This is a genomic window from Streptomyces sp. NPDC107528 (assembly GCF_055639295.1).
Window position 1 is genome coordinate 109,295 of sequence record NZ_JBVKAV010000008.1, and the last position, 14,105, is coordinate 123,399.

General features: G+C 65.0%; 17 protein-coding genes. 4 read left to right on the forward strand and 13 right to left on the reverse strand.

Annotated elements, in window-relative coordinates; all coding sequences use genetic code 11:
- Positions 1-490 precede the first annotated feature (490 nt).
- A complete protein-coding gene (locus ACZ7L5_RS25385) occupies positions 491-2,005 on the forward strand; it encodes a hypothetical protein (RefSeq protein WP_471519008.1) in 1,515 nt (504 codons plus the stop codon).
- Between the two features lie 353 nt (positions 2,006-2,358).
- Here the strand turns inward: ACZ7L5_RS25385 and ACZ7L5_RS25390 are convergent, their stop codons facing one another.
- The 12 genes from ACZ7L5_RS25390 to ACZ7L5_RS25445 form a co-directional block, all read right to left on the reverse strand.
- Entirely contained in the window at positions 2,359-3,132 is a 774-nt protein-coding gene (locus tag ACZ7L5_RS25390; protein WP_471519010.1) for a YqeB family protein, read from the reverse strand.
- Between the two features lie 219 nt (positions 3,133-3,351).
- Positions 3,352-3,594 (reverse strand): hypothetical protein, encoded by a 243-nt coding sequence (locus ACZ7L5_RS25395; RefSeq protein WP_383608849.1) that lies wholly within the window; start codon positions 3,592-3,594, stop codon positions 3,352-3,354.
- Positions 3,595-4,017: 423 nt separating this feature from the next.
- Positions 4,018-4,434, reverse strand: a complete 417-nt coding sequence (locus ACZ7L5_RS25400) for a hypothetical protein (protein WP_471519012.1) — start codon at positions 4,432-4,434, stop codon at positions 4,018-4,020.
- A 99-nt stretch (positions 4,435-4,533) separates the two neighbouring features.
- Positions 4,534-4,974, reverse strand: a complete 441-nt coding sequence (locus tag ACZ7L5_RS25405) for a glycine-rich domain-containing protein (RefSeq protein ID WP_471519014.1) — start codon at positions 4,972-4,974, stop codon at positions 4,534-4,536.
- A gap of 266 nt (positions 4,975-5,240) precedes the next feature.
- On the reverse strand, positions 5,241-5,561 hold the full coding sequence (locus ACZ7L5_RS25410) for a DUF7848 domain-containing protein (protein WP_471519016.1): 321 nt from the start codon (positions 5,559-5,561) through the stop codon (positions 5,241-5,243).
- On the reverse strand, positions 5,471-5,680 hold the full coding sequence (locus tag ACZ7L5_RS25415; protein ID WP_471016029.1) for a hypothetical protein: 210 nt from the start codon (positions 5,678-5,680) through the stop codon (positions 5,471-5,473). The genes ACZ7L5_RS25410 and ACZ7L5_RS25415 overlap by 91 nt, the downstream gene beginning before the upstream one ends.
- 127 nt (positions 5,681-5,807) lie before the next feature.
- A complete protein-coding gene (locus ACZ7L5_RS25420) occupies positions 5,808-6,656 on the reverse strand; it encodes a DUF5753 domain-containing protein (RefSeq protein WP_471519018.1) in 849 nt (282 codons plus the stop codon).
- Between the two features lie 30 nt (positions 6,657-6,686).
- Positions 6,687-7,199, reverse strand: coding sequence for a DUF6879 family protein (locus tag ACZ7L5_RS25425; protein ID WP_467484315.1), 513 nt, complete (start codon positions 7,197-7,199; stop codon positions 6,687-6,689).
- Positions 7,177-7,404: a hypothetical protein gene (locus tag ACZ7L5_RS25430; protein WP_467484317.1), complete on the reverse strand. Its 228-nt coding sequence runs from the start codon at positions 7,402-7,404 to the stop codon at positions 7,177-7,179. The genes ACZ7L5_RS25425 and ACZ7L5_RS25430 overlap by 23 nt, the downstream gene beginning before the upstream one ends.
- Positions 7,405-7,587: 183 nt before the next feature.
- Complete coding sequence (locus ACZ7L5_RS25435) at positions 7,588-8,250, reverse strand: HAD family hydrolase (RefSeq protein ID WP_471519020.1); 663 nt, start codon at positions 8,248-8,250, stop codon at positions 7,588-7,590.
- A gap of 68 nt (positions 8,251-8,318) precedes the next feature.
- Complete coding sequence (locus ACZ7L5_RS25440) at positions 8,319-8,525, reverse strand: DUF397 domain-containing protein (RefSeq protein WP_471519022.1); 207 nt, start codon at positions 8,523-8,525, stop codon at positions 8,319-8,321.
- The gene (locus ACZ7L5_RS25445; RefSeq protein WP_471519024.1) at positions 8,526-9,371 is read right to left on the reverse strand and encodes a helix-turn-helix domain-containing protein; all 846 of its coding nucleotides are present in this window, start codon (positions 9,369-9,371) and stop codon (positions 8,526-8,528) included.
- Between the two features lie 218 nt (positions 9,372-9,589).
- Here ACZ7L5_RS25445 and ACZ7L5_RS25450 point away from each other — a divergent pair, with 218 nt between their 5' ends.
- The 3 genes from ACZ7L5_RS25450 (at position 9,590) to ACZ7L5_RS25460 (ending at position 12,490) form a co-directional block, all read left to right on the forward strand.
- Positions 9,590-10,222 (forward strand): ATP-binding protein, encoded by a 633-nt coding sequence (locus ACZ7L5_RS25450; RefSeq protein WP_471519026.1) that lies wholly within the window; start codon positions 9,590-9,592, stop codon positions 10,220-10,222.
- A gap of 143 nt (positions 10,223-10,365) precedes the next feature.
- Positions 10,366-11,784 carry a PIN-like domain-containing protein gene (locus ACZ7L5_RS25455; RefSeq protein WP_471519028.1) on the forward strand — a complete coding sequence of 473 codons (1,419 nt, stop codon included), beginning with the start codon at positions 10,366-10,368 and terminating at the stop codon, positions 11,782-11,784.
- Between the two features lie 109 nt (positions 11,785-11,893).
- A complete protein-coding gene (locus ACZ7L5_RS25460) occupies positions 11,894-12,490 on the forward strand; it encodes a hypothetical protein (protein WP_471519030.1) in 597 nt (198 codons plus the stop codon).
- Between the two features lie 54 nt (positions 12,491-12,544).
- Here the strand turns inward: ACZ7L5_RS25460 and ACZ7L5_RS25465 are convergent, their stop codons facing one another.
- Positions 12,545-13,918, reverse strand: coding sequence for a DNA cytosine methyltransferase (locus tag ACZ7L5_RS25465; protein ID WP_471519032.1), 1,374 nt, complete (start codon positions 13,916-13,918; stop codon positions 12,545-12,547).
- Positions 13,919-14,105: the final 187 nt, after the last annotated feature.

The following is a 14,105-nucleotide window of genomic DNA, read 5'->3' on the forward strand; positions in this document are numbered from 1 at the left end:
GGCTCAGTGAGGTGGGACGTTCCCGCTCTGCGGCTTGCTTCCAGGGGAACGTCTCTTCGAAGTGAACTCACTGTAGGACGGGCCGGTTTCGCGGGACAAACCAATTACCGGCGCACAGCCGAGGGGAGGGGGAGGGGGCAGCCGGAGGTGTTGGGCCATGAGGCGCCGTATTCGGATGAGCCGAAGCCGAAGCCGGACCCGCCCCCCGGGCCGGAGCCTGAGCCTGAGGCGGAGGCGCCTGGTACCCCGGCGACGACTGCGGCAACTGACCAGCAGTCGGCTGTGACCCACGTCACCGCCACCCCCGGCAGAAGAAAGCGGGTGCTGCCCCCGCGGTGCTGGCATGCTCATGCGTGACTACTGGGGGGTAACCGCCGTCTGCGCACAGTGCAGCAACGGCCGTACGGGCACGCCTGGATGACCGGCGTGCCCGCTCCCCATGTGTCACCTCCCGAAGCGCACCCCCATACCCCGCTCCCGAGGAACACGCGTGCACAGACCCAAGCTCAAGAGGCATGCCTTACTGACGGCTGCCACCATCGCGGCCGTACTCATCACGGGCTGCTCGTCCACCTCCCCGACCAGCACCGACCCGGCGAACAGGGCGGCGGCCGAGACCCCCGACCCGGCCGCGGTCCAGGAACAACTCGCCGTCGTGTCGGCCCCGTCCGGAACGGCCACTCCCACCGCCGTCGGCGACGGAGGTGAGGGAGGCACGGCCAAGAAGTCGTCCCTCAAGGTCGCCTCGTACGACAGGAAGTCCGGACGCGCCGTCATCTCGTCGCCGTCCGTGGCGAAGCCGCCCGCCGCCCCGCCGGCCGGTACCAGCCCTTCGCCCACCTCGCCCGCGACGCCCTCGACCAGCCCCTCCGCCTCCACTTCTGCCTCCGCCCAACCCCCGGTATCCGTCGGCGACTTCATCGCCAGCGCACCCGCCCCCGGCGCCCCCGACGGCGTGCTGGCCGAGGTCACGCAGGTCGTGGGCGCCACGGAGGACGGCGACACGACGGTCGACACGGAACCGGCGAAGCTCAACTCCGTGCTCGGTGAGAGCAAGGCCAAGGGCACGGTCCCGGTGGACCCGTCGGCCATGGAGGTCGAGCCCCTCCTGAAGGGCGTGAAGGTCTCCTGGGCGAAGACCGGCAACCTCCACTTTGGCCCCGAGGGCGCGAAACTCCCGCTGGGCAGCCTCCGTATCGACGTGGGTGCGGCGGTCGCCACGGCCGAGGGCGCCCCGGCGTCGGCGGCGGCCTCCGTGGAGGGCTTCGTGCAGCTCGCGCCGGAGGTCGCGTTCTCGTACGACGGTTCCGGCGACGGCACGGGTGCCTCGCCCGGCGGCGCCTTCCTGGGCCTGTCGGGTGACTGGGCCTCGAAGTGGTCCCTGAAGGGCCGCGCGGCCGGCTCGACGAACGGGCAGCCGATCCGCATCCCCTTCGCCGAGCTCCACTCCGACCCGGTGATCCAGGTCGGCCCGATCCCCGTGGTCGTCAACCTGGACCTCACCTGCTACATCCAGGTGAACGCGGACGGCCGAGTCACCGTCGACGTCGAACAGGACATCAAGGGCGACTTCCGCGTCGGCGGCACCTTCTCCTGGGCCGAGGGCTGGACCCCGGTCAGCGAGTCCGAGATGACGGGCGAGCCCCTCAAGGCCACGGTCACCGCGGCCGGCGACGTCAAGGCCGCGCTCGGCGCCGAGGCCACCGTGGGCCTCTACGGCACCGTGGGCGTCACCGCCGACCTGGCCCCGTACGTCCGCGCCCACGCCGAGGCATCGGCGGAGGGCTCCTCCGACGGCACGGGTTCGGTCACCGGCACCTACGCCCTCTACGGCGGCGTGGACCTCACCGGCTCCCTCCAGCTGCAACTGACCATATTCGGCACGCCCATCATCCAGAAGAAGATCCCGCTGGGGGCCCTGCACCGCGAGTGGCTCCTGACGGAGGGCAAGGGGGAGGCGGCGACCTCCGGCCCGCCGTCGACAGGAACGAGAACGACCGGCTGACCTCGCGCGGGCCGCGCCGACCGTCACCCACGTTGGCGCGGCCCGCGCACGCCTCGCGGCCGTACGGCGTCAGTCGTCCGAGCCGGAGTTCGAGCCGGACCTCGATCCACGTCCGGAACGCCCCAACACCCGCACCACCTCGCCCAGTCCCAGGGTCACAACGGCCACCCCACGAACCCACCTTGGTCCGCCCCGAGACGCCCAAACGACACACACGCACCCCATGACGGCGAGCAGGAGAACGCCGACCAAGACGAGCACGATCATGCTCATCCCCCTTCTTCCTCTGTGTCCGCGCAATACTCCCAGCCGCCGCCCAGCCCAGGCCCGGCGGGCCCAGATGCGTCGGTGCTTCAGGGCTGTTGAGACGTGCGAGGTGTCTGAGGTGTCTGAGATGCCTGGGGCATACGCCAGTACTGCCGCCGCTTCTCGTCCCGTACGACCACGCCGAGCCGCAGCAGCTCCCCGCGCAGCTCCCGGGCGTCGTCGGCGCCCTCGTCCTTGTCCCGCGCAGTCGCCCGGGCCCTGAGCAGTGCGTCCGCCCCCTCGGGCAGCCCGGGCATCCCCGGAACCCAGCGCCGGAACTCCTCCCGATGCGGATCCTCAGCGGCCCACCGGTAACCGTGCTCGACGAAGGCATGGGCCACCCGCTGCCAGGACAGCCCGCACTCCTCCCGAGCGATCTCCATACCGCCCGCCCCGAGCAGCACGAGCTGCTTACCGTCCCGCACCACCAGGGCGATCTCATCCCGCCCGAACTCCTGGGAAGAGTCCGTGACACTGAGGACCACACGACCGGCGGAGACACTCACCGCCAACGACTCATGCACGGCGACGAACCCCACCACCAGCCCCACCAGCGCCCCCACCCCAACGCCCCCGATGCCGAGCCACGGCTCCGGAACGGACGTCAGCAGCTCGGCCGGCCCCTGGAGGGGCGCCCAAGCCAACCTCACGAGCCACTTCGCCAGAAGAGTGACCAACCACCCGACCACGGCCCCGCACCCCACACAGAAGAGAGTGAGAAGCCAGGCCGATTCGGCGATCACGACGGCATCCCGCTCAGGTCCGCCGACCGACGGACCGCCCTTCTTCGAAAGATCCCCCGTACCCCTCACATCCCCCACACCTACGCTTCTGCTCTCATGGACGAGACCCGTCCCGACCGCGGGCGCTGCCCGGCCCCGTGCTGTGCCGAGTCTGGAGGCAGGCCACAGACCGTGTCATCGGCCGTCGGTCTACGGCACCTGCAACTTTGGTATCGAAGACAGGCCGCAGCGCCCGAGCGGAGGCCGCCCGGGCGCCGAGACTCGTATCAGCGAGCTACGTAACACGACCCCTGTCGATCAGTGGTGTCCGCAGCTGGAGCCGACGTGGTTGTGCTGCCCGCCCGGAGATCCCTCGCCGTTCAGCAGGTTGCCTGCCAAGCCGTTGGCAATCCCGATGTTGTTGAGCAGGTTGATGTTCTGGTCGTGAGACTTACAACCATGACCGTCGTAGGCAGGCTGAGCGGAGGCGGTGCCGGTGGCTATGAGGCTGAGGGTCCCGACCATCGCGGCCGCGACAGCGGCCTTCTGAAGCTTGCGCATTTTGTCCTCCTTGGGTCGAGAGCGCACACCTAAAGATCCACATTGCGCTCATTTGGGAGGCTAATCCGATATGCGTCGTGGCGCTCATTGGGGCTGCCATATGGGCCACAGAGGTGTGAGGCCCAATCAGCCCGGCGTCGTAGCACGGCGGCTGACACCCGTTCAGGACCCGCCACCCCGAGCGACGGCTTTCTGGCTCTTTCCGGCCCTCCGGGGACCCCACGCAGGCGCAGCCAAGGGCCGGAGGCTGTCGCCGCCTATTGGGGTCACTCCGGAAACGCAAAGCCTTGCCGATCACGGAGTCGGCGGTGTCCCCATAGCGAGCAGAGCATGGCGCGGTGCATCGAACGGCGCGTCGCGAAGGTCGAGTTTGTCGGAATCGGTGATGTCCACCCCTGTGGAGACCGGCTCATATGGTCCCGGTCACGGCTTTTCCCTCCCGGCCGTCTTCTCGACAGCCGACCCTGCCCCTGGCCCTGACAGGGCGATCCTGCCGGTCAGCAGGATGTCGTGGTTGGCGAAGAGGGCGTCGAGTTCGAAGCGGCGGCGGACATGCGCCGTCCATGTCTCGTCGGGCAGGTTGGCGTACGTATTGACCATGCGGGCGCGGCCGGCCTGGGTGAGGATCCACCGGGCCTGGTCCTCGCCGACGGTACGCCCGCCCAGGTCATGGGCCAGGCGCCACAACTCCTCCCCCTCGCTGAGCTCGTCGACGACGGCGACAAGCCCGATGTCACCCAGAGCGCGCCGATCGCTGGACTGGGTGGTGTAGGCGACGGTCAGGGCTTCGAGTGGGAAGACGGTCACGCGGCTGGTCGTGGTCAGCTCGGTGAGGGGCACGGGGTGAGTCCGTTCTCGCACGGGGGGACAGGGGCCGGGATTTGGACCCGAGACACACCAACCCGCCCTGCCCAATGTGTGGTTGAGGGAGAGTGCTGCCTAGCAGCAGGGGCCGTCACCGCAGCAGGAAGGCGGATTGCAGTCGGCGGCGGTGCCCCAGAGCCGTTCGTCCACCTCGAATCCGGCCGCCCTGACCTTCCCCACGACATCGACCATCAGGCCGCGCGTACGGACCTTGGAGTTCGGCTGGTGGTGCAGGAAGTAGCCGAACTCCCTCTCGCACCACTCCGCGTACCAGCCCGTGTGCAGGATCAGCGTGTGCCAGCCTGGGTCAACCAGCTCGGAAGGCGCCATGGCTGCACCCTCGCCGGTGGAGCCCATGACATGGACGAGGGCGAGTGCCTGATCGACGACACGGTCGGCGACGCAGCGTTCGAGGCCGTACTCGGCGGCGCAGAAGGCGGCGAGCATGTCGAATTCGGCGTCGGTCACGAGAGAGCGACCGCTGCGTGTCGCCGTGACGACCGGTGATGCCGTCATCGTTTGGCTCCCTGCGGCCTGGCGTCGCTCATGGACGGGTTCGTGCCCGGCTGTTGCCCGGGACGCGATGGGGTTGCGTACTGCACAGCTTCACCTCACTGTGGGAGGAACTTCGGGTAGACCTCTCCCTGTGAGCCGAACGCCTGTTGTGCTCGGGGAGAGGGGTTTTACATCCCGCCGTATGACATGGCGACTCGAGTCACGCAGCACCGTCGGCTGCATCCCGCCTTATGCGTGAACTAGAAGCCGGCCGCGTGGTGCGGGGCTCAGGCCGGTGCGGCGACGCGAGCGTGATCGCTGCACGTACGACGGAACAGGTCATGACCGGCCTTGGCTGCCGCGTGCCGCATTGCCCACTCGGCGCACTCATCGTCCCTGTCAGCGACGTGAGACTCATCGCAGCCATATGTGGCGCAGTGGATTTCCCACGTCACGCCGGCTTCGGCTACGTGGCTGATGGCGTAGGTCACGAACCGCCACACCGTACGTACGGCCATCAGAACCGACGCGCGTTCAGCTCGTTCACGCGTGCTCGCAAGCGATCGTAGGCGTCGGCGGGGCGCAGCTCTTGTGGAGCAGCTTCCCATTCGATACCACCGCCCGAGGGGCGCAGCACGGCACGTCCCCCTTGGTAGTCCATTACCTCGCCGACACGGTCTTGAGTCGTGTCGTAGACGAGTTCACCCACATCGGGGGCTGCGTACACGGGGACACCTCCGGCTTCGCATGTCGTGGACGCGCGGGGTGAGTTTGGATCACCTGGCCCGTCGTGCGAATCACGCTAGAAAGCAGCCGTATGCAGCCTCAACGAACGTGCCAGAACTTGCCCGGAATCACCCGAGAGAGTCGATGGCCGCAGTGATCAGCTCACGGGCCTTGGATCCGTGCACGGCTAACTCCGAGAGCGCTGCGAAGGTCTGCGCGTACAGGTTGATCTCGTGGGTCTGCGTAACCGTCAAGTGTGCTGACACCAATTCAACGTTGGCTACGTCAGCGTCGTACAGGAAGAACCCCTCCACAGGCCATATATGAGAACGGTCAGCCGTCAGCGGGATGATCCCGAGGGAAACCGACGGGAGGGCGGCAGCGGTGAGCAGGTGGCCGAGCTGTCCTGCCATGACCTCGGGTCCACCAATGCGGTAGCGCAGGGCTGCCTCCTCGAGCACGATCGCGAAGCTGTGGTTGCCTTCATGGACGACGTGCTGCTTAGAGATGCGGACGCGTACGGCTTCTTCGACGTCGTCGACCAATTGCCGGCGATCGCGGATCGATCTCAGCAGGGCCTCGATGTAGGGAGCCGTCTGCACAGGCCCTGGGATAAGCCAGGACGAGTAGATGCGGAAGCGCCGCGTGCGTTCCCACAGCGGGACCACCGATTCCTGCGCCTGCCGCAGGCCGGAGCGCTCCATCCGCCGCCACTCCACGTACATGCCGTCGATGCCGCGTGCTGTCGTCACGAGATCGTCGGCAAGGTGTGGCACACCGCAGTGGAGGGCCCATGCGCGAAGATCTGCCTCGGAGGGGCTGCGGGCCCCGCTCTCGTACCGGGAGCACTTGGATTCATGCCATCCCGCAAGTGCGGCCAACGCTCTCGCACTCAACCCGGCATCGAACCGGATCTCGCGCAGGCGTTGGCCGAGTGCCTTGCGGGCTGCCTGAACGCTGGAAGATGGGGACGACATGGTCTTGGCGCTGTACTCTACCTCTGCTGATCAAGCGATCTGGTAGTCGGCGTGTGGGACGCTCATTTCCCAGACGGCTTCAAAGGCGCTGTCGCACAGCTTGATTTCCCGGGGGTCTGTGCTGATGGACGGTTCCAGCCACTCGCCCTCGCCGTCGAAGTGATTGACCAGCAACAAGGACGAGTCGAACAGCCAGAAGTCGTTTCCCGGCAAGGCGATCCCGGTGGCCCGTTGCCGAGGCAGCCAGCGCACCTCTTCGCCCGCAGCTATGTTCAGGCCGTCGGTCACTTCATGCTCGAACCGGATGTAGTTGCTCACCGGCTCGGACACGATGCGCGCGCGACGGACCTTAACGCCCCGCCCGGTCGCCTCGGCCACCAGGTTGAGCCAGTCGGCCCACCTCTGCGCAGGGTCGATCGTGACACCGACGGTCCAGTCGATGTAGGCCGGATCCGACTTCATGTAGGAGTCGCGCATCTCCAGGTGCACCGCCGACCCACGGCAGTCGCGGAACAGCTCCTCAAACGTCGGAACGGTCGTCACGCTGTACCTCCAAGAAGAACTGGACCATTCGGCGGGGGATCTCCACCACGGATTCGTGGCCGGGGATGTCCATCTGACCCAGTCGTTCGTCGTCAAGTACCTTCCAGCCCTGCACGAGATACGTGTCCTTCCCCTCGTCCAGGTACACAGTGGGAGAGCCACCACTCGGACTCTCCGGGTCCTTGCCGAGCTTGCGCAGGGCCATGAGGTCCACCTCCGTCGTGGGTGATGATCCGTGTGCCTGAGTTTGCTGCCGAGCCGCGCGTGGGGGACAGGTGCTTGCCAGAACTTGCCAAGTTGCTCGGGGTGGCCTTGGTAGTCGGGAGCCCGGAACTGGTTCTTGAGCTCAGAAGAACCAGACAGCCCCAGTGACGCCGGTCCATGGGTGTCAGCGCGTGCAGCCGTTGAACTGGCTGATGTTATGAGCCAGTTCGAGCAGGCTCTCGATACGGAAGGTCGGTAGCTCAGTGGCTGTGGCGCTGTTCCACTGGATCGTGGCCCAGGGACCGCGACGTACCAGCGCGGTGTGCATTCCCGCCTGGGCGGCTGGACGGATGTCGTTGCCGCAGCGATCGCCGACGTAGAGGATCTCGTGAGCAGCGAACGGCACGGCTTCAGCAACCCGCTTGAAGAACCCGGGCTCGGGTTTGCCCGCGTTCCAGTCATCCGACGTGCCAATCAGGTCAACATCGTCGGCGAACAGCGTCCGCAGGATCCTCCCCGCCCGTACAGTCTGGTTGCCCGCGATGCCAAGCCACAGTCCGGCGGTCCGGAGCTCGGCGAGGGTCGGCCGGACGTCTGCATACAGATCCTTCTCGCCGAAGGTCTCGGGCTGGCCGGCCGCTGCCCGCTTCTCGCGCTCTGCGTATAGGTCGAAGCCGGGCCGGAACTCCTGGAACGCTTCGCGATAATCGCGCCCTTGAGCGATGACGGCCCCGAACATCGCATGGAAGGTGTGCCTCGGCACGCCTAGCCAGTCGGACCAAGTTCCGTACTCACGGGTCTCGTCCACAAGACACTCACCGACATCGAAGACCACGGCGCGAATCATGGAGGCAGGGTAGCGGTGCACCGGCACGACGCCGGCCTACGCCGCAGGCTGGGTTCACAATTACGGGATCAGCGATCAGAACGACGCGTGCCGTCCAGGAAAGTGGTCCATGCCGTGGCCGAGACGACGAGATGCGAGAACTCCGGGCGCTTGGAGTCCCGTATGAGCACGCCGTTCGAAACGAAGGCGGTCTCAACGCACTCCGTCGTGTTGCCGCCGCTATACGAAGACTTGAACCAGTTCGTCACCGAGACGGACTGAGTGCCTGCGGACATTTACAGCTCCTTGCGGGCGTGATGGATCATGGCAGAGGAGGCCTCGATGTCCAACGCTTGCGCCCTGAGGTACTCGAACGCAAGTCTGTATCGCTCCAGTTCTTTGTCTTTCTCCAGGAACAGGGAGCCTGTGTGGAAGTCGACGTAGACGACGTCGAGGGCTGGCTCCGTGCCTCCGATGATGACGAAGCTGCCGAGCGCTGCGGCGTGCGCCCCTTTGGAGAATGGCAGTATCTGAAGCGTGATGTGAGGAGACTCGTTCGCTTCAAGCAGGCGGTCTAGCTGGTCTTGCATGGTCTGAGGAGACCCCACCACGCGGCGGATCACCGACTCGTCGAGGATCGCCCACAGGTGCAGTGGGTTCGGGCGGGTAAGGATCTCCTGCCGCTTCATGCGGATGTCGACCAGCCGCTCGATCTCCGAGGATTCCAGTGGCACTTCGTTGGCCGTCTGCAGTGCTGTGCTGTAGGAGCGTGTCTGAAGAATGCCGGGAACGTAGACGCACGAGAAGTGGCTCTCGCGTACAGCCTCGTCCTCCAGAGTGAGCAGCAGGTTCATGCTCTCCGGGATGGAGTCAGCGAAGGAACTCCACCAGCCCTGCTGCTTGGCGTCCTTCGCCAGCCCGACTACTGCGCTGCGCTCGGCTTCGGTTGCGCCGTACTCACGGCACAGTGCATCAACAACGATCCATTTGACCGGCCCGGCCTGGGTTTCGTACCTGCTGACTGTCGCTTTGGAGACGCCGACGAGCCGCCCGGCCTCCTCAAGGGTCAGCCCTTTGCGAGCACGCAACTTGCGCATTGTTGCGCCGAGTTGGCGACGACGCGTCGTGGTCCGTTCGGGCATGCGGCTCCTTCGTCATGCGGCCGGGCGGCAGGCCCGGGATCCCCATCAGGCTAGGCAGGGCTGGAGCAGACCCACCATCAGATTCACCCGATGGATTCTCATGAGAAGTTACACAGTGAGATTTCTCTGTGCCATGCTCGGTTGCAGACCGCTACGCAGTGCAGCCGTACGGATACGGCGGGCGCAGCATGTGCGTGGCTTGGGAGGGAAGTGTGGCCATGTTTGGCAAGCAAGTCACTGAGCCCCGACTCCGCTGTGTACTGCCGTTCGAGGCGGCGCCTGAAGAGGTCCCCCTGCTGCGCAGAGCAACGGCCATGCAGCTGAGCCAGTGGGGCATGCCATCGGAAGCCGATGAAGCGGAGCTGCTCGTCACTGAGCTGGCGACGAATGTGTTCAAGCATGTCGGAGAAGGCGCACCAGCGACGTTGATCTTCGAGCGGAGGGGGGACCGGCTACGGTTCGAAGTTCATGACAAGAGCCGTGTGGCACCCTCTCTCAGGTCGTCGGAGTGCGATGAGGAGTGTGGGCGCGGCTTGCACTTGCTCGCAGCGCTTGCGGTCGAATGGGGAACGATGGTCACCGCGGCGGGCAAGGCGGTTTGGTGTGAGATCCCGATCAGCGCAGGGCGAGGCTGCCGACGTTTTGAGCGAGCCGTGGAGACGCTTGAGATGTACCAGGCGACCACTCGCGGTGGTTCCCTGCCCGGAACGCGCCTGGGCGCAGGCCTGGAGGAGTCGGCAGTAGAGCTGATCGCGGACTTGCTCCACTGGACCGTCGCCCGAGGCCATGATCCAGACGACATTCTCGACCGAGCTCAGATGCACTACGAAGCCGAAGCGCACGCAGCTTAGGTGCTGGTGCCGCTGGTGAGTGGGCGTGAGGAATGCTCCGCTGAGCGAGCATTCCTCTGCTGGCATACCCATTCTGCTCCCCGCCTCGTCCCTGTGTCAGGATGATCTCAGGCTGCGATTGCATGAGTTCAGGGAGAGCGTCCATGGAGGACCCAGCACTGTTGCGCCGGTTCCAGGCTTGGCTTCAGCCCGTGCCCTCGCCGCAGGACACTGCACGCCTGGTCTTCTTTCAGGACGCCCTGATCGTTCTGGACACCAATGTGCTGCTCAGCCTCTACGAGTACACGGCAGAGTCCCGGGAGGAAGTCCTCACGGCTTTGAGTCAGGTCTCGCAGAGCTTGTGGATGCCGTACCAAGTGGGTCTTGAGTTCGTCCGCGGACGCCGTAGCGTGCTGGAGTCGCGCAAGCGCGTCCTCGGTGACGCCACGAAGTCTGTCAACGCAAAACTAGAAGCAGCGTGTCAGGCGATCATCGCAGCGAAGGGCACCGTGCGGGCCCAACTGGAGAAGTACGCGAGAGTGCCGGGCGAGATCGAGGCCCTTGATGAACTGGTCAACGAGGCGGCTGTCAAAGAGCATCTCGCTGCGTACCGCGAAGCGTTCAAGGCCCACTTGGACATGCTGAAAACCGGGCATGACCTTACCCCGGTGAACGTCGATACGGCCGATCCGATCTTGCCGCAGGTAGCGGACCTCTATGGCAACCGCGTTGGCCATCAGCCCGATGACCAGCTGGTACAGCGACGATTGGATGAGGCTGTGGCTTTCCGTTTCCCCAATCAAATCCCGCCGGGCTTCAAGGACTTCGGCAAGGGTACTCCGCTGAATGCAGCTGGCGACTTCCTGATATGGGAGGAAGTGATTGAACAGGCTGCGCTGCTCCCGGAGGGGAGTCGCCGCGTGCTTTTTGTGTCAAATGACCTCAAAGAGGACTGGTATGACACCAGCAACGGGATGCAGCGTCCCTGGCCTGCATTGCTGGACGAGATTCAGCGCCGTGCCGGGGCCGAGCTGCGCCTTGAGACTCCACCGGACTTCTATGCGGGTGTTGGCGAGTATCTGAACGCAGAGCTTGCAGAGGACACTTATGCGGAGATTCGACGCGTGTCCGAGACGTTCACCGCTCCGGCTTTGGACGACGGCAAAGTCGTCACAGCAAGCACGGCTGCAAAAATTGCCCCACCCGGCGGCCTGCCGATCACTGCCTACCGGTCCGCTGGACTTACTTCCCAGACTCTACGCACCATTATGGAGTCGCTGACGCCGACGGATTGCCTTGCCCAGTGGTGGCTGATTGGCGTTACGGCACAATTGCGGCGACGGCAAGTCACTGAGGGCGAGCCTCAGGTCGACATCGCTGCGGCTACACGGGGCGGTGACGCTCCGGCACCTGACTGGAAGCCTGGCACGGTGCTGCCATCCGGGGAATGGATCCATCGGGATTCGTCGTGGATCGCACCATGGTTCCTTGATCTATTGGGCTCCTTGCCGGCGGCCGATCGCGGAATCCTGAGCGCGCTGGCCTCTGAGCAAGCTGCAGAGAACCAACGCCCCACGCATTGACCGAACTTGCGGGATGCAGTTGCTGGCGGAGGGAAACCGGCCCGTGGCCCCGTTTCCTCGCTAGCTATCGTCACCGTCTCCGCTCCCACGACCAAGAAAGGATGCTGCCGTGCCTGCAGCGAACGAGGAGCAGTACGAGGTATGGAAGAGCCTCAGGTTGACTTCGGCCTACTCGGTGCGCGAGCTTACGTCTGCCTTCGAGAATGAGGACTCCTCGCCGGACGACCTCATCGACGCCTATCTATTCGCGAAGCGCCACCTTGCTCAGTCCATGCAGGCTTTACTGCTGTCGCAACTACCCTCTGAGTGCCCGGAGTTCGCCGAGCTGCGGTCTCGCATCGAGGCAGAGATGAAGAACCGTTACGCCGACAGGATCCCGGAGCGGTTCCTCAAGGTCCCATATGGCAGCAACATACACGAACTACTCTTCATGATCCTTCTGCGGGCTCTGGGCAAGCCGGTCGACAGCGACCGGCTCCGCGTCATCACCGGTGACAAGACCCATTCAGAGCGACGCGCGAGGGAACTCCGCGAGTTGGGCTTCAACGTTGTGACGTCTGAGGAGGACGGCAGCCAGTTCTACACCTTGGGCGACTTGGGGATTGACTATACGAAGGTTCCGGAGCTTGTAGCGAAGGTCATCAACAAAACGAAGGCCCTTCGTCAGGCCGAGAAGGACAGTTTGATAGCGAGGCTTGCTGAGTAGCTCGCCAGCTTAGGTTGCACCCTCGCGTTAGCTCCGTCCCTCAACTGTTCTGTACTAGCTAATCTTGGCTCGGTGTAGAGCGAACAGATCGTGCCGCTGATGGCCATCCTGGCCGGTGAACGCTTTGAACTCGCCAAGGGTGTAAGCGATGGCTCCGCTGGAACGCGCAGTCATCGTCACCGCAAAGTCGTGAGCGAGGTGGTTCAAGCGTCGCTCGATCTCTGGCTGCTCAAGGAGAGTGCCTTGCTTGGCAAGCTTCTCAATGATCTGGTCGACAGTCTGAGGACGGTCAAGACCGCGGAGCAGCTTGTACACGGGGTCTAGGATGCGGTCGGTGTTCTCTACGAGGGTCTTACGCCCGCCCTGCTTGCGGATGGCCTTCCGAATGGCCACCCCGAGCGCCTTGGCAACCGGCGGAGGGAAGGCGTTGCCGATCTGCCTGTATACGGAGGTTTTACGTCCGTGGAATCTCCAGCGGAACTCGCTGTCCGAGGCTGAGCTGCTGTCCGCGTGCGGTTCGATGTCGTGCCAGCCCTGGATCCGCGCAACCATGGCGGTTGTGAGCTTGGGACCCGGTACGCCTTCCGGGGCCCGCCACCCCTCAACTGGGGCCTCGTTGGCCACACCCATGGCGTCCACGCCGAGGTCTGCCCATGCTCGCTTGGCCCGCGTGGGGCCTAGGTCAGCGCCACCGTGCTTCTTGGATCCGCCGACGATGGTCGGCGCGATGTCATTGGCTTTCTTGACCCACTCGGCGACTTGGTCTTCCTCCCAGCCATTGCTCGCCATGAGGTCTTCGAGGAGCTCGCCTACAGTGGGCGGCCTCTTCTCGTGGGGCGTCGGCCACTCAAAGTGCTCTGCGAACTCGCGCTTGAGAGCAACCAGCACAAACCGTGGCCGCAGCTGGGCGACGCCGAAATCGTTGGCGTGGAGAAGTTTCCAGTCGGCGATGTAGCCATACTCGTGGAGCCGATCCAGGACATGCTGCCGATAGGCCGTGAAGCGATTGGCGCTGAGCCCTCGCACGTTCTCCAGCAGTAGTGCCTTCGGTTGGATCTCACCGCAGAGTTCGACTGCCCAGGCGAAGAGATCACGTTCGTCATTGGCGCCCAATTGCTTGCCCGCGATGCTGAACGGCGGGCACGGCACACCGCCGGCGAGCAGGTCGATGTTCTTGTCTTTGTACTCCGTGGGCATCCAAGTGCTGGGGTCCGCAACGTCGCCGACTGCTACGGTGTCTTCCGCCTCTTCCTTGCTGTAGCCGAGCACTTCATGCAGATTTCGGCGCAGCGTGATTGCGGCGTTCTCATCGAGTTCCACTGCGACTCGGTGGCGAAAACCCGCCCGCTCCAGCCCAAGGGTCTGGCCTCCTGCGCCTGCGCAGATCTCGACGACCTCGAGCTGCCTGTCGGGCTCTGACGCCGTCATTCGATCTCCTTTCAGGCGCGCGGGCTAGGCCAGCGCGGTGCCGGGGCCGTTGCCCTCGGCGCACTATCACAGCGGGCATCCGCTTGAACACAGATCCAGCAGTAGCACCCTAGTCGTCGATCTTGTCGACGGCACTTGATTGGGGCGGCGTGCCAGATGGACTGCGAAGTCTACGGTGGCGTTCTGG

Coding starts and splice junctions, on each gene's coding strand:
- ACZ7L5_RS25395 (WP_383608849.1), bottom strand. CDS start 3,594: ATGCGCAAGCTTCAGAAGGCCGCTGTCGCGGCCGCGATGGTCGGGACC.
- ACZ7L5_RS25405 (WP_471519014.1), bottom strand. CDS start 4,974: ATGACGGCATCACCGGTCGTCACGGCGACACGCAGCGGTCGCTCTCTC.
- ACZ7L5_RS25410 (WP_471519016.1), bottom strand. CDS start 5,561: ATGGGAAGCTGCTCCACAAGAGCTGCGCCCCGCCGACGCCTACGATCG.
- ACZ7L5_RS25420 (WP_471519018.1), bottom strand. CDS start 6,656: ATGTCGTCCCCATCTTCCAGCGTTCAGGCAGCCCGCAAGGCACTCGGC.
- ACZ7L5_RS25430 (WP_467484317.1), bottom strand. CDS start 7,404: ATGGCCCTGCGCAAGCTCGGCAAGGACCCGGAGAGTCCGAGTGGTGGC.
- ACZ7L5_RS25435 (WP_471519020.1), bottom strand. CDS start 8,250: ATGATTCGCGCCGTGGTCTTCGATGTCGGTGAGTGTCTTGTGGACGAG.
- ACZ7L5_RS25440 (WP_471519022.1), bottom strand. CDS start 8,525: ATGTCCGCAGGCACTCAGTCCGTCTCGGTGACGAACTGGTTCAAGTCT.
- ACZ7L5_RS25445 (WP_471519024.1), bottom strand. CDS start 9,371: ATGCCCGAACGGACCACGACGCGTCGTCGCCAACTCGGCGCAACAATG.
- ACZ7L5_RS25450 (WP_471519026.1), top strand. CDS start 9,590: ATGTTTGGCAAGCAAGTCACTGAGCCCCGACTCCGCTGTGTACTGCCG.
- ACZ7L5_RS25455 (WP_471519028.1), top strand. CDS start 10,366: ATGGAGGACCCAGCACTGTTGCGCCGGTTCCAGGCTTGGCTTCAGCCC.
- ACZ7L5_RS25465 (WP_471519032.1), bottom strand. CDS start 13,918: ATGACGGCGTCAGAGCCCGACAGGCAGCTCGAGGTCGTCGAGATCTGC.